At 69.7% G+C, this 13868-nt stretch carries 12 protein-coding genes; 7 read left to right on the plus strand and 5 right to left on the minus strand.

The window, feature by feature from the left end; genetic code table 11:
- Nucleotides 1–34 precede the first annotated feature (34 nt).
- Nucleotides 35–3910 carry a DNA-directed RNA polymerase subunit beta' gene (locus tag ACIO3S_RS04155; RefSeq protein WP_400459783.1) on the plus strand — a complete coding sequence of 1292 codons (3876 nt, stop codon included), beginning with the start codon at nucleotides 35–37 and terminating at the stop codon, nucleotides 3908–3910.
- Nucleotides 3911–3965: 55 nt separating this feature from the next.
- Here ACIO3S_RS04155 and ACIO3S_RS04160 read toward each other — a convergent pair whose 3' ends face one another.
- Nucleotides 3966–4847, minus strand: a complete 882-nt coding sequence (locus tag ACIO3S_RS04160; RefSeq protein ID WP_400459787.1) for an alcohol dehydrogenase catalytic domain-containing protein — start codon at nucleotides 4845–4847, stop codon at nucleotides 3966–3968.
- A gap of 109 nt (nucleotides 4848–4956) precedes the next feature.
- On the opposite strand from ACIO3S_RS04160, the gene ACIO3S_RS04165 reads away from it, so the two are divergent.
- The 4 genes from ACIO3S_RS04165 (at nucleotide 4957) to ACIO3S_RS04180 (ending at nucleotide 7692) form a co-directional block, all read left to right on the plus strand.
- Complete coding sequence (locus ACIO3S_RS04165) at nucleotides 4957–5343, plus strand: helix-turn-helix domain-containing protein (RefSeq protein WP_350836613.1); 387 nt, start codon at nucleotides 4957–4959, stop codon at nucleotides 5341–5343.
- A 280-nt stretch (nucleotides 5344–5623) separates the two neighbouring features.
- The gene (locus ACIO3S_RS04170; protein ID WP_400459790.1) at nucleotides 5624–6085 is read left to right on the plus strand and encodes a DUF4232 domain-containing protein; all 462 of its coding nucleotides are present in this window, start codon (nucleotides 5624–5626) and stop codon (nucleotides 6083–6085) included.
- Nucleotides 6086–6115: 30 nt separating this feature from the next.
- Complete coding sequence (locus ACIO3S_RS04175; RefSeq protein ID WP_400459793.1) at nucleotides 6116–7183, plus strand: glycerophosphodiester phosphodiesterase family protein; 1068 nt, start codon at nucleotides 6116–6118, stop codon at nucleotides 7181–7183.
- A 23-nt stretch (nucleotides 7184–7206) separates the two neighbouring features.
- Nucleotides 7207–7692, plus strand: a complete 486-nt coding sequence (locus tag ACIO3S_RS04180; RefSeq protein WP_400459796.1) for a pyridoxamine 5'-phosphate oxidase family protein — start codon at nucleotides 7207–7209, stop codon at nucleotides 7690–7692.
- A 7-nt stretch (nucleotides 7693–7699) separates the two neighbouring features.
- Here ACIO3S_RS04180 and ACIO3S_RS04185 read toward each other — a convergent pair whose 3' ends face one another.
- The 3 genes from ACIO3S_RS04185 to ACIO3S_RS04195 are packed head-to-tail and all read right to left on the minus strand — an operon-like array spanning nucleotide 7700 to nucleotide 10495.
- Entirely contained in the window at nucleotides 7700–8455 is a 756-nt protein-coding gene (locus tag ACIO3S_RS04185; RefSeq protein WP_400459799.1) for an ABC transporter ATP-binding protein, read from the minus strand.
- Nucleotides 8452–9420, minus strand: coding sequence for an ABC transporter substrate-binding protein (locus tag ACIO3S_RS04190; RefSeq protein ID WP_400459802.1), 969 nt, complete (start codon nucleotides 9418–9420; stop codon nucleotides 8452–8454). Before ACIO3S_RS04190 ends, ACIO3S_RS04185 begins: the two co-directional genes overlap by 4 nt.
- A 16-nt stretch (nucleotides 9421–9436) precedes the next feature.
- The gene (locus ACIO3S_RS04195) at nucleotides 9437–10495 is read right to left on the minus strand and encodes a FecCD family ABC transporter permease (protein WP_400459805.1); all 1059 of its coding nucleotides are present in this window, start codon (nucleotides 10493–10495) and stop codon (nucleotides 9437–9439) included.
- Between the two features lie 126 nt (nucleotides 10496–10621).
- On the opposite strand from ACIO3S_RS04195, the gene ACIO3S_RS04200 reads away from it, so the two are divergent.
- Nucleotides 10622–11854, plus strand: coding sequence for a geranylgeranyl reductase family protein (locus ACIO3S_RS04200; protein WP_350836602.1), 1233 nt, complete (start codon nucleotides 10622–10624; stop codon nucleotides 11852–11854).
- The gene (locus ACIO3S_RS04205) at nucleotides 11854–12786 is read left to right on the plus strand and encodes an NUDIX domain-containing protein (protein WP_400459809.1); all 933 of its coding nucleotides are present in this window, start codon (nucleotides 11854–11856) and stop codon (nucleotides 12784–12786) included. Before ACIO3S_RS04200 ends, ACIO3S_RS04205 begins: the two co-directional genes overlap by 1 nt.
- Before the next feature lie 118 nt (nucleotides 12787–12904).
- Here the strand turns inward: ACIO3S_RS04205 and ACIO3S_RS04210 are convergent, their stop codons facing one another.
- Complete coding sequence (locus ACIO3S_RS04210) at nucleotides 12905–13864, minus strand: ornithine cyclodeaminase family protein (RefSeq protein WP_400459812.1); 960 nt, start codon at nucleotides 13862–13864, stop codon at nucleotides 12905–12907.
- Nucleotides 13865–13868 lie beyond the last annotated feature (4 nt).

Here is a 13868-nt window from a genome sequence, read left to right on the forward strand (position 1 = left end):
TTTCCAAGAACTAACGAAGGAACTGGAAGCCACCGTGCTCGACGTCAACTTCTTCGATCAGCTCAAGATCGGCCTGGCCACCGCGGACGAGATCCGCGCGTGGAGCCACGGCGAGGTCAAGAAGCCTGAGACCATCAACTACCGCACGCTCAAGCCCGAGCGTGACGGCCTCTTCTGCGAGAAGATCTTCGGTCCCACCCGGGACTGGGAGTGCTACTGCGGCAAGTACAAGCGCGTGCGCTTCAAGGGCATCATCTGTGAGCGCTGTGGCGTCGAGGTCACCCGCTCCAAGGTACGCCGCGAGCGGATGGGCCACATCGAGCTCGCCGCCCCGGTGACCCACATCTGGTACTTCAAGGGCGTTCCGTCGCGGCTGGGCTACCTGCTCGACCTCGCTCCGAAGGACCTGGAGAAGGTCATCTACTTCGCTGCGTACATGATCACCTCGGTCGACGAGGACGCGCGTCACCGCGACCTGTCCTCGCTCGAGGCCAAGGTCGACCAGCAGCGCAAGATGCTGACCGGCCGGCTCGACGTGGCGATCAACGACCGCGCCAAGAAGCTCGAGACCGACCTGGCCGCGCTCGAGGCCGAGGGCGCCAAGTCCGACGCCAAGCGCAAGGTCAAGGACGGCGCCGAGCGCGAGATGAAGCAGCTGCGTGACCGCACCGAGCGTGAGGTCAACCGTCTCGACGAGGTCTGGGACACCTTCAAGAACCTGAAGGTCCAGGACCTCATGGGCGACGAGCTGCTCTACCGCGAGATGAAGACCTGGTTCGGGAAGTACTTCGAGGGCCACATGGGCGCCACGGCGATCCAGAAGCGCCTCGAGAACTTCGACATCGAGGCCGAGGTCGAGAACCTTCGCGAGACCATCGCCACCGGCAAGGGTCAGCGCAAGGTCCGCGCGCTCAAGCGCCTCAAGGTCGTCGACGCCTTCCGCAAGACCGGCAACCAGCCGACCGGCATGGTGCTCGACGCCGTCCCGGTCATCCCGCCGGACCTGCGCCCGATGGTGCAGCTCGACGGTGGCCGCTTCGCGACCTCCGACCTCAACGACCTCTACCGTCGTGTGATCAACCGCAACAACCGCCTCAAGCGTCTTCTCGACCTCGGTGCCCCCGAGATCATCGTGAACAACGAGAAGCGGATGCTGCAGGAGGCCGTCGACTCCCTGTTCGACAACGGTCGTCGTGGCCGCCCGGTCACCGGGCCGGGCAACCGTCCGCTGAAGTCGCTCTCTGACATGCTCAAGGGCAAGCAGGGTCGCTTCCGTCAGAACCTGCTCGGTAAGCGCGTCGACTACTCCGGTCGTTCGGTCATCGTGTCGGGCCCGCAGCTCAAGCTGCACCAGTGCGGTCTGCCGAAGCAGATGGCCCTGGAGCTGTTCAAGCCGTTCGTGATGAAGCGCCTGGTGGACCTGAGCCACGCTCAGAACATCAAGTCCGCCAAGCGGATGGTCGAGCGTGCTCGCCCGGTCGTGTGGGACGTCCTCGAAGAGGTCATCACCGAGCACCCGGTTCTGCTGAACCGTGCGCCCACCCTGCACCGCCTCGGCATCCAGGCCTTCGAGCCGCAGCTGATCGAGGGTAAGGCCATCCAGCTGCACCCGCTCGTCTGCACCGCGTTCAACGCGGACTTCGACGGTGACCAGATGGCTGTCCACCTGCCGCTGTCGGCGGAGGCCCAGGCCGAGGCTCGCATCCTGATGCTCTCGACCAACAACATCCTCAAGCCGTCCGACGGTCGTCCGGTCACCATGCCGACCCAGGACATGATCATCGGTCTCTACTTCATCACCTCCGACCGCGAGGGTGAGGTCGGCGAGGGTCGTGCCTTCTCGTCCCCGGCCGAGGCCATCATGGCCTTCGACCACCTCGAGATCACGCTGCAGTCGAAGGTGAAGATCCGTCTCGACGACATCGTCCCGCCGATCGGCTACGACGTGCCGGAGGGCTGGACCGAGGGCAACCCGCTCGTCCTCGAGACCACGCTGGGCCGGGTGATCTTCAACGACACCCTCCCCGCCGACTACCCCTTCGTGAACTACGAGGTCGGTAAGAAGCAGCTCGGCGCGATCATCAACGACCTGGCCGAGCGCTACACCAAGGTCGAGGTCGCGGCGTCGCTGGACGCGCTCAAGGACAACGGCTTCCACTGGGCCACCCGTTCGGGTGTCACGGTCTCCATCGACGACGTCACCACGCCGCCGAACAAGGCCGAGATCCTGGAGACGTTCGAGACGCAGGCTGCCAAGGTGCAGAAGCAGTTCGAGCGTGGTCTGGTCACCGACGAGGAGCGCCGTCAGGAGCTCGTCGAGATCTGGACCGAGGCCGCCAAGGTCGTCGGTGCTGCCATGGAGGCGGCGTTCGACCGCAAGAACCCGATCTTCATGCAGGTCACCTCGGGTGCTTCGGGTAACTTCAACCAGATCCGCCAGGTCGGCGCCATGCGAGGCCTGGTGGCCAACCCGAAGGGCGAGATCATCCCGCGGCCGATCAAGTCGAACTTCCGCGAGGGTCTCTCCGTCCTGGAGTACTTCATCTCCACCCACGGTGCTCGTAAGGGTCTGGCCGACACCGCGCTGCGTACCGCCGACTCGGGTTACCTGACCCGTCGTCTGGTGGACGTCTCGCAGGACGTCATCATCCGTGAGGACGACTGCGGCACCGAGCGCGGTCTGCCCAAGGTCATCGGTGTCGACCAGGGCGGCGTCGTCGTCAAGGACGACAACGCCGAGACCGCTGCGTACGCTCGCACGGCTGCCGTCGACATCGAGCACCCGTCGACCGGCGAGGTTCTGGCTGTCGCCGGCGAGGACCTGGGCGACGTCAAGATCGAGGAGCTGGTTCGCGCCGGCATCACCGAGGTCAAGGTCCGTTCGGTCCTCACCTGTGAGGCCCGCACGGGTACGTGTGCCAAGTGCTACGGCCGCTCGCTGGCCACCGGCAAGCTCGTCGACATCGGTGAGGCGGTCGGCATCATCGCCGCCCAGTCCATCGGTGAGCCCGGCACCCAGCTGACCATGCGTACGTTCCACACCGGTGGTGTGGCCTCGGCCGACGACATCACGCAGGGTCTGCCGCGTGTCGTCGAGCTCTTCGAGGCGCGTACGCCGAAGGGTGTCACGCCGATCTCCGAGGTCGCGGGACGTGTCGAGATCGAGGAGACCGACAAGGCCCGCAAGGTCCTGGTCACCCCGGACGACGGCTCCGAGGTCAAGGAGTACGTGGTGTCGCGCCGCTCGCGTCTGCGGGTTGCCGACGGCGACCACATCGAGGTCGGCGCTCCGCTGACCATCGGTACGCCGGACCCCAAGGAGGTCCTCCGTATCCTCGGTGTCCGCAAGACCCAGCAGCACCTCGTCGACGAGGTTCAGCAGGTCTACCGGTCGCAGGGTGTGTCCATCCACGACAAGCACATCGAGATCATCGTGCGGCAGATGCTGCGCCGGATCACGGTGCTCGAGTCCGGTGACACCAACCTGCTGCCGTCCGACCTGGCCGACCGCATCGACTTCGAGTCGGAGAACCGGCGCGTGGTCTCCGAGGGCGGCAAGCCGGCCTCGGGTCGTCCGGAGCTGATGGGCATCACCAAGGCCTCGCTGGCCACCGAGTCCTGGCTGTCGGCGGCCTCCTTCCAGGAGACCACCCGCGTCCTCACCGACGCTGCCATCAACGGCCGCTCCGACTCGCTGCGCGGTCTGAAGGAGAACGTCATCATCGGTAAGCTCATCCCGGCCGGCACCGGCCTGGAGCGCTACCGGAACATCAAGGTCGAGCCGACCGATGAGGCTCGCGCCGCGGCGTACTCCGTCACCGGTTACGACAACTACGACTACGAGTTCGGCAACACCGGCGGCCAGGCCGTCGCGCTGGACGACTTCGACTTCGGTTCGTACCAGAGCTGATCGATTGGTCTAGAAGGCCCCGCCTCCCTCGGGAGGCGGGGCCTTCGCCCTTTTGTCAGGGCACGAGGAGCCAGCGTCCGTCGGATCCCGGTGCCGCCTCCGCCTCCTGGTAGGCCTCGGCGGCCTTGCTCAGTGGGCGGGTCGCGGCGATCCGGGTCGGCACTGTGCCGTCTGCCGCCAGCCGGAGGAGGTCGGCGAGCACCGCCCCGTCGGGCTGGTTCAGCGCGGTCGAGACCTCGATACCGCGCTCGGGTGCCGGTGCCCGGCCGGGCTTGACGCTGACGTAGCGGCCGCCGTCGCGTACGCCTGCCAGGGCCGGCTCGTTGAGCGCCGCCAGGTCCAGGACGGCGTCGTGCGCGTGCGACTCGATCTCGGTGACGGTGTGGTCGGCCCCGGTGGCGAGAGGCTCGGTCCCGGGGCGTACTAGGGCGTCGACCGTCCAGCCGTCGGCCTTGGCCAGCCCCAGTGCCCACAGGCCGACGCCGCCGGCGGCACCGGTGACGAGGAGGCTGCCGCGCTCGGTGCCGAGCAGGTCGAGCGCCTGGCGGGCGGTGAGCGCGTTGAGCGGAGCCGCGGCGGCCGCCTCGAGGGTGAGCCCCTCGGGTACGGCCGCTGCGGCGGAGGCGGGGAGCACGACCTCGGTCGCATGGGCGCGGGCGCCGGCGGCCGGGTTGCCATGGAGACCGGCGACGCGGTCGCCGACGGCGAATCCGGAGACGGCCTTGCCGACCTCGGTGACCACGCCGCTGAAGTCGAAGCCGAGGCCGATCACGTCGGGGAGGCCGATGGCCGCGTGGTCGCCGGCGACGAAGGCGTCGAAGAGGGTGAAGCCGGCGGCGGCCACCTCGACCCGGATGTCGTCGGGGCCGAGCGGCTGAGCCGGGAGCTCCTCGAGGCGCGGGGTCGGGTCGCCGGCACGGGAGATGAGTGCGTACATGGTGTTCGTCCTTTGTGATGGTCGGCTGGTTGCATGTACTACTTTCGGTGCCCTACTCTCCTTTGGGAAGAAGGCACTTTGAAGTGGCGTACGCACCTGGAGGTCTGCCATGGGGACGACGACGGCCGAACGACCGAGCGGATTCGACGCGTTCTCGGCGCTGTGTCCGAGCCGGCGGCTGCTGGACACGATCGGTGACAAGTGGGTGAGTCTGGCGATCGTGGCGCTGGGGCTCTACGGGCCGCTGAGATACTCGGAGCTCGCCTCGCAGATCGAGGGCGTGAGCCAGAAGATGCTGACCCAGTCGCTGCGGAGGATGGAGCGCGACGGTCTGCTGACCCGCACGGTGACCCCGTCGGTGCCGGTGCGGACCGACTACGAGCTCACCCCGCTCGGGCAGACGCTGCTGCCGGTCATCGGTCACCTCAAGGCCTGGGCCGAGGAGCACATGGCGGAGGTGGACGAGGCCCGGACGGCGTACGACAGCAGGGTCTGAAGAAATCTCGAAACGAGATGCAACGGACCGGGACGCCCGCACGTCTCAGGGGTGGGACGATGAGTTGTCTGCTACTCGAGGAGCGACGATGCGGCACATGCGGCTGTTGATGGTCGGTCTCGGGATCCTCGGCGTGCTCGCGGCGGGAGGTTGCGCGTCGACGACGGACGGGGCGGTCGACGCGTCACCATCTGCCTCCGGGACCGCGGACCCCTCCCAAGCGAGCGGCACCCCATCGTCCCCGACTCAGTCCTCACCGGCGGCCACGGGGGGTTCGCCGGTGGGGACTGAGTCCTCTGCTTCCTCTGACCGCGCGTCGGCGGATCGGAAGACACCGAAGTGCACCAACGCCGACCTGAAGGCCGGCTACCGCGCGACCGATGCCGGCGCCGGATCGCGGTTCGGCGAGATCACGCTGACCAACGTCTCCGACCGTGCGTGTGCCCTCGGTGGCTTCGGCGGGCTGTCGTACGTCGGGGGTGGCGACGGCACCCAGGTCGGCGCGCCCGCGGCACGTGAGGGCAAGTGGCGCACGGTGATCATGAAGCCGGGTCAGGTGGCGGTCAGCGAGGTCTCGGAGTCGACGGCCGAGAACCATCCGGCCTCGGCCTGCAAGCCGACCGAGGTGGACGGGTTCCGGGTCTACGTGCCGGACTCCTACGACTCCCAGTTCGTCCGTCACGAGACGACCGGGTGTGCGGACAAGAACGTGTCGCTCCTGTCTCATCGCGCGTTCCACTAGCGGCCATCCGGCTGCGGGATCCTGTCGGGCATGAGACGTGTCCGAGCAGGCCTCCTCGTGTCCGCGGCGCTCCTGGCGAGCTCCGCCATCGCCCCGGCGCACGCCGAGAACGATCCGCGTACCTTCGATCTCCAGGCGCACCGCGGCGGCATCGCGCTGACGGTCGAGAACACGCTGCCGGCCTTCGAACGGGCGCTCCAGCTGGGCGTGAGCACGCTCGAGCTCGACGTGCAGATCACCGAGGACGGCCAGGCCGTCGTGACCCACGACCGGGACCCGAACCCGGCCAAGTGCGTCGACACCGCGCCGGCGTTCCCGGGCGACCCCGAGTTCCCGTACGTGCCGAACCGGACCTACATCAAGGACCTGACGCTCGCGCAGGTGCGCACCATCGACTGCGGGTCGCTGCGGCAGCCGCAGTTCCCCGACCAGGTGCTCTCGCCCGGGGAGCGGATGCCGCTGCTGTCGGAGGTGTTCGCGCTGGTCAACAGCTACCACGCCGGCCAGGTCACGCTGAACGTCGAGACCAAGGTCGAGGCGGGGGCGCCGGAGCAGACGGCGCCGCGCGAGCAGTTCGTCCGCGTCGTCCTGGCCGAGATCCGTCGGGCGCACATCCGCAACCAGGTCACGATCCAGAGCTTCGACTGGGGTGCGCTGAAGCGGGTCCGCGAGGTCGAGCCGCGGCTGCCGATCGTCGCGCTGACCAACGGGCAGCAGTTCCTCCAGCAGGGACGGCCGGGCGCCTCGCCGTGGCTGGGCGGGATCGACATCGACGACTTCGAGGGATCGCTGCAGGCCCGGTACGTCGCGGCCGCGGACTCGTTCGGGGCGGATGCGGTCTCGCCGGTCCACGGCGACCCGCAGGGCGGCTCGGTGTCGGACCCGGGCTACGTGCCGTTCACGACCCAGGAACTGGTCGACGCGGCCCACGCGCGCGGCATCGCGGTCGTGCCGTGGACGGTGGACGACGTCGCCACGATGGAGCATCTGATCGGGCTCGGGGTCGACGGACTGATCACCGACAGGCCGGACGTGCTGCGCGACGTGCTGGCCGAGCACGGCTACAGGCTGCCGCGCATATACCGAGGTCACAGCTGAGAAAGTCGTTTACCCTCTGGGGTATGGCAGCTGATCTGGACAGACACGTCCGCGGGATCGTCGACGGCGTCGCCTACCTGGTGCTGGCGACCTCGGATCCCGATGGCCGGCCGCGTACGTCGCCGGTCTACTTCTCTCACGACGGCTACCGAGACCTCTACTGGGTCTCGGCGCCTGATGCGCAGCACTCCCGCAACCTCATCCGCGACCCGCGCGTGGCCGGGGTCATCTTCGACTCCTCGGTGCTCCCGGGGTACGGGGCGAGCGCTGCGTACGTCACCGGGATGGCGCGCCAGGTGCCCGACTTCGAGCTCGAGAAGCGCTGTGCGGTGGCGTTCCACCGGCTGGTCGGCACGGCTCGGGCCTTCAAGCCCGAGCAGCTGCGCGGCGAGGCGCCGCTCCGGCTGTACGTGATGGACGTCGAGCTCTGGGAGGCGCACCTTCCCGGTGTGGACCCGGACGACGAGGCCGTGCCCGAGACCAGGATCGAGGCCGCCCCGGAGATCTGAGGTCCGGTCAGGCCGACGGACGGAAGAGGAGGTGGATCTCCTCGCGCAGCTCGAGCCGCTCGATGCCGATGTCGTAGACCGGCTCCAGGATCTCGGGCCGGAGCACCTCGTCAACGGTGCCACGGGCGGCGACGCGGCGCTGGTCGAGCAGCACGAGGTCGTCGCAGTAGCGCGCTGCCAGGTTGAGGTCGTGGAGCACGACGATGGCCGTCGTCCCGAGCTTCCGGACCAGCGAGAGGATCTCGTGCTGGTAGCGGATGTCGAGGTGGTTGGTCGGCTCGTCGAGCAGCAGGTGGGTCGCCTCCTGCGCCAGCGCCCGGGCGATGAGCACCCGCTGCCGCTCGCCCCCGGAAAGAGCGGCGAAGGAGCGCGGACCGAGGTGGGTCCCGCCGACCCGCTCCAGGCACTCCGCCGCGATCGCCAGGTCGTGCTCGCCGGCCCTGGCGAAGGCGGACAGGTGCGGCGTACGTCCCAGCAGGACCATCTCGCCGGCGGTGAGCGTCGTGTCGGTGCCGGACTCCTGGACGACGACGGCCAACCGCCGGGCGACCTGCTTGGCGGGAAGCCCGGCGAGGTCGTCGCCGTCGATCTCGATGGTGCCCGTGCCCTGGAGGGCGCCGTAGAGCAGCCGGAGCAGGGTCGTCTTGCCGCTGCCGTTCGGGCCGATCAGTCCGAGCACCCGGCCCTCGTGGGAGGCGACATCGACGTCCTCGAGGATCGTCGTGGTGCCGTACGTCCAGGACAGGCCCGCTGCCTCGATCACCGGCCGAACCTGTCGATGATCCGCTCGAGGCCGTCGACGGAGAGGGCGGAGGGCGGCTCGGTGAAGTTGAACAGCTGCGCCATGACGTCGCCGTTCCTGACCGCGGTGAGGTCCTCGGCGCCGGCGAGCTGGGTGATCGACTCCTCGACCTGCTTCGGGTCGCCGGCGTTGTGGAGCAGGATGATCACGTCGGGGTCGCGCTCGAGGAGGTCCTCGGTCGAGACCTCGAAGACGCGCTCGTCGACGTCGGCGAAGACGTCCTCGAACCCGGCCGCCTCCAGCTGCGGGTGGGCCATCGACCTGGTGCCGTAGGCGTAGGTCACGCCGCCGCCGACGGTGGGGTAGAGCACCGCCGCCGTACGTCCCTCGCCGACCTTCTGCTTCTCCAGCTCCGTCACGCGTTTGCGCAGGTCAGCGACAGCCTTGGTGGCCTCGTCCTCGCGGTCGAAGACCTTGCCGTAGGCCTCCAGCTGGCTGTAGACGTCGTCGAAGCCGGGGTCGTCGACGCCCTCGGGGCACATCGCCGGCTCCTCGAGGAGGTCGATGTCGACGGCGTCGAGGGTGTCGCGGGAGAGGTTGTCGACCTCGCCGAGGACCAGGTCGGGCTCCTCGGCGATCACGACCTCCTTGGAGATCTGCAGGTGACCGCTGGTGTCCATCTCGTCGGTGAGCAGCGGGATGTCGTCGAGCTCGGCCTGGGTCTCGGCGTCGTAGTAGTCGGCGGGATAGTCGCCGGCCCTGGCCACGACCTGGTCCATCACGCCGAGCGCGTGCAGATAGGGCACCGCGGAGCTCTTCAGCATCACGACGCGCTCCGGCGGAGCGTCGAAGGTGACCTCGGCGCCACAGTTCTCGAGGGTGACCGGGGAGCCATCGGCGGTGGCCTCGTCGCCGGCGGCGTCGGCGCCGCACGCGGTGGTCGTGGCCAGCACGAGGGCGGCGGTGGCGAGCATGGGGCGGATCATTTCGGCTCCTTGGTGGTCAGACGTCGCGCGCCGAGAAGCGCCGGATGAGGACGATGAGGAACGGGGCGCCCAGGAGCGCGGTGACGATCCCGATCGGGATCTCCTGGGGCTGGAGGAGCACGCGGGCGAGCACGTCGGCCCAGACCAGCAGGATCGCGCCCATGAGGGCGGCGGCCGGTATCGCCACGGAGTGTGCGGAGCCGACGGCACGCCGGGCGAGGTGGGGCACGACCAGGCCGACGAAGCCGATGCTGCCGGCGGCCGAGACGACCACGCCCACGGTCAACGCCACGAGGACCAGCAGCAGGGTGCGGAAGCGGTCGGGAGAGATGCCCAGGGTGTGGGCGGTCTCGTCGCCGATCGCGAGCGCGTCGAGGCCGCGTCCGGACAGGGTCAGCAGGACGGTGGTGGCGAGCACCGCGACGGCCACGACGGCCAGCAGGCCGTCCCACTGGGCCAGGCCGAGCGAGCCGAGCAGCCAGAACATCACCGACCGGGCCCCTTCGGCCGAACCCGACGCGAAGATCAGGAAGCTGGTCAGGCCGTAGAGCAGATAGCCGACCGCGACACCGGAGAGCAGCAGCCGCAACGAGGTGACCCTGCCGCCGCTGCGGGCGAGCGCGAACACCAGGAACGAGGCCGCCAGGGCGCCGAGGAAGGCCGAGCCCGGCAGGGCGTACGCCCCCAGGCCGGTGCCCGCGCCGAAGAGGATCGCTGCCGCGGCGCCGCTGGAGGCGCCGGAGTTGATCCCCAGCAGGTAGGGGTCGGCGAGCATGTTGCGGACCATCGCCTGCAGCGCCATGCCGGTGACGGCCAGGCCCGCGCCGACGAGCGCGCCGAGGAGCACGCGGGGGAGGCGTACCTTCCACACGATCGCCTCCTCTGTGGCCTTCCAACCGGCCTCGGGCAGGCCGAGGAGGTGGTGGCCGAGGATCTGGGCGACCGTCCCTGGGGTGACGTATGCAGCCCCCAGTCCGACCGCCACGACGACCGTCAGGGCGGCGGCCGCGAAGAGGCCCAGGAGCCAGATGACGGCGCGCCGGCGGCGGCGACGTACGCCGAGAGGGTCGTGCACGTGGGGGCCTTCCGAGACTGCATCCGGACTATTGCGAAGAACTTGCAATAACCTAGCAGAGGCCGGCTTCGGCCGGAGGTGAGGGTTCTTTCGCGGGCCGTTGGCCGGTTCTGGGAAGATATGCGCATGACGTCGTCCCTTCCGCAGTCAGCTGATGTGCTCGTCGTGGGGGCGGGGCCTGCGGGCTCGGCCGCGGCGGCCTGGCTGGCGCGCGCCGGTGTCGATGTCCTGCTGACCGACGCTGCCGTCTTCCCGCGTGACAAGACCTGCGGTGACGGGCTGACCCCGCGCGCGACCCACGAGCTGGTCCGGCTCGGGCTGGAGGACTGGCTGCGCGCGCACCCGGTCTCGAAGGGCCTGCGGGCGCACGGCTTCGGGCAGACGCTGCACCTGCCGTGGCCCGGCGGGACGTTGCCGTCGTGGGGTTCGGCGGTGCCGCGGACCGAGCTCGACGATCATCTGCGCACCGTGGCGATCAAGTCCGGCGCGACGGCGGTCGACGGCGTGCGGGCGGTCGACGTGCGCTGGGATGGTGCCCGGATTGCTGCGGTGATCTTCGAGGGCGGTCACGAGGTGACTTGCCGGTCGGTCGTGGTGGCCGACGGCGTGCGCTCGCCGCTGGGCAAGGTGCTGGGGCGCGAGTGGCACCGCGACACCGTCTACGGCGTCGCCGGACGGGCCTACATCGCCTCCGACCAGGCCGATGACGAATGGATCTCCTCTCACCTGGAGTTGCGTGACGAGTCCGGTGAGGCGTTGCCGGGATACGGCTGGATCTTCCCGCTCGGGTCGGGCGAGGTGAACATCGGCGCGGGTGCGCTGGCCACCTCGAAGAGGCCAGCGGACGTCGCGATCAAGCCGCTGATGAGGCACTACACCGAGCAGTGCCGCGAGGAGTTCGGGCTCACCGGTGAGCTGCGGGCGGAGAAGTCCGCGCTGTTGCCGATGGGTGGTGCCGTCTCCGGTGTCGCCGGCGCCAACTGGGCGCTGATCGGTGACGCCGCCGGGTGCGTGAACCCGCTCAACGGCGAAGGGATCGACTACGGCCTGGAGACCGGACGGATGGTCGCCGACGCGCTGATCGCGGGCGAGGACCTGGCCACAGCCTGGCCGGCGACCCTGCGCGAGCACTACGGCGAGGCGTTCTCCGTCGCCCGCCGTCTGGCCGGGATCGCGACCCGTCCGCGCCTGGTATCCACCCTCGGGCCTGCGGGAATGCGGTCCGACTGGCTGATGACGCTGGCCCTGCGGTGGATGGGCAACCTAGTCACCGACGAGGATCGCGACCGAGCCGCCAAGGTGTGGCGCTGGGCCGGTCGCCGCTCGCTGGCTCTCGACTCCCGACCCCCGTTCAGCTGATGGCGACGCGGAATCGGGGCCGCAGCGGGCGGCGACGGAAGCTTCCGAAGGTGCAGCGGGTGGGGGCGTACGCCGTCATCATCCGGGCGGGTGCGGCCGCTGAGCCGGAGATCCTCCTCAGCCGGCTCTCGGAGAAGGTCACGCCGGAGGAGCGCTGGACGCTGCCCGGCGGCGGGATCGACCACGGCGAGGACCCGCGCGACGCGGTCGTGCGCGAGGTCTACGAGGAGGCCGGGGTGCCGGTCGAGGTCGGCGTCGAGGCGCGGGTCTACTCGGTCCATCAGGCCAAGGCCTGGCGGCTGGGCCGGCGGGTCAACTCCCACGCGATCCGGATCGTCTACGACGGCTGGGTGCCTCACGACGCTCCCGAGCCGCAGACGATGGAGGTCGACGGGTCCACCGCGGAGGCCGCCTGGCTGCCCCTGGCCGCGGTGACGAGCGGCGAGATCCCGACGTCTCCGCTGGTCACCGACGCCCTCGAGGTGCACAAGCCGTCCCGGATGCAGCGGTTGGCCGCGTACGCCTTCATCACCCGTCCCTCCGACGACGCGATCCTGCTCACCCGGATCTCGCCGCTCGGCTACCACTCGGGCACGTGGACGCTGCCCGGTGGCGGCGTCGACTTCGGCGAGCAGCCTCGCGAGGCGCTGATGCGCGAGGTGGTCGAGGAGTGCGGGCTCACCTGCGAGGTCGGCGCCCTGCTCGACGTACACGATGTGAACATCACCGGCACCGCCCCCAGCGGTCGTCACGAGGAGTTCCACGGCGTCCACCTGATCTTCGCTGCGACCGTCCCAGACGGAGCTGAGCCGCGGGTGGTCGAGCAGAACGGCACCACCGACGACGTACGTTGGGTGTCCCGCGACGAGCTGGCGACGCTGCCGCTGCTCGACGTGGTGGAGGCCGCGTTGGCCGCCGAAGCAACGGCCTAGCTGCCGACTCGGCTCGTCCTGACCGAAATCAGCGTCGAGTCGGCGCGTCATGACGCGCCGACTCGACACGGATCTTGGTCAGTTTGCGCCGACTCGGCAGGGACGCAGCGCGCGGCCACTAGTCGAGATCGGCGAGGATGCCGACGCCCCGCTCCTCGGCTGCGGTGAGGATCACTGCTGCCGCGGCAGCATCCTGGATGCCGACGCCGACGGAGAGGTAGGTGACGGGGCCGCCTGATCTACCGTCGAGGGAGGCACTGCCGATCAGGAGCGAGCCCAGGTCGACGATCCGGTCCGCATCGACCGACCCTGAGGCGACGGCTTCGACGACGGGGCCGGAGTCGGTCAGTGCCGAGGGGCGGTGGTCGACCACGACCCTGGAGCGCGACAGCAGTGACGGCGGCAGCTCGACGCGGTCGGGGGCGAAGGAGCCCACGCTGGCCACGGTGGTGCCGTCGGTGACCCAGGCGTCCTCGATCACCGGGGTGAGGGACGAGGTGCAGAGGACGACGATGTCGGCGGTGCGTACGGCCTCTTCCAGGTCTGCCGTCGCGGTGGCGCCGTGCTCGGCGGCGATCTCGGTGGCGGCGGCCGGGTTCCGGCCGAAGATCCAGAGGTCGGCGTCGGGGTGAGTCACGGAGAAGGCGGCGAGGTGGGCCCGGGCCTGGGCGCCGGTGCCGACGACGAGCACGCTGCGGGCGTCGGGGGCGACCTGCTGCATGGCGAGGGTGGTCGCGGCCGAGGTGCGCAGGCCGGTGACGCTGTCGCCGTTGATGATCGCGCGCGGTGCGCCGGTCTCGGCGTCGAGGACCGTGATGACCGAGTGCACCGCGCCGAGGCCACGGGCCGCGTTCGAAGGGTTGACGCTGCCGAACTTGCTCACCGCGGGGGCGTCAGGAGCGATCCGCGAGGAGTAGCAGAACGAGACCGACTCGTCCGGCCCAGGCACGAGGAGCCGGGGAGGCTGGACGGCCTCCCCGGCTCCCAGCCGGGTGAACGCCTCGCGCTGGGACTCCAGCGCGAGCTCAGGCGTGAAGATGCTGCGTACGTCGGTGGCGGAGAGGATCCTGACGGTCACCCCG

Source organism: Nocardioides sp. NPDC087217, from assembly GCF_044744805.1.
Lineage (GTDB): Bacteria > Actinomycetota > Actinomycetes > Propionibacteriales > Nocardioidaceae > Nocardioides.

Excerpts from the sequence above, each read along its gene's own strand:
- ACIO3S_RS04165 (WP_350836613.1), top strand. The coding sequence starts at position 4,957 with ATGGGGACGACGACGGCCGAACGACCGAGCGGATTCGACGCGTTCTCG.
- ACIO3S_RS04160 (WP_400459787.1), bottom strand. The coding sequence starts at position 4,847 with ATGTACGCACTCATCTCCCGTGCCGGCGACCCGACCCCGCGCCTCGAG.
- ACIO3S_RS04200 (WP_350836602.1), top strand. The coding sequence starts at position 10,622 with ATGACGTCGTCCCTTCCGCAGTCAGCTGATGTGCTCGTCGTGGGGGCG.
- ACIO3S_RS04180 (WP_400459796.1), top strand. The coding sequence starts at position 7,207 with ATGGCAGCTGATCTGGACAGACACGTCCGCGGGATCGTCGACGGCGTC.
- ACIO3S_RS04190 (WP_400459802.1), bottom strand. The coding sequence starts at position 9,420 with ATGATCCGCCCCATGCTCGCCACCGCCGCCCTCGTGCTGGCCACGACC.
- ACIO3S_RS04205 (WP_400459809.1), top strand. The coding sequence starts at position 11,854 with ATGGCGACGCGGAATCGGGGCCGCAGCGGGCGGCGACGGAAGCTTCCG.
- ACIO3S_RS04175 (WP_400459793.1), top strand. The coding sequence starts at position 6,116 with ATGAGACGTGTCCGAGCAGGCCTCCTCGTGTCCGCGGCGCTCCTGGCG.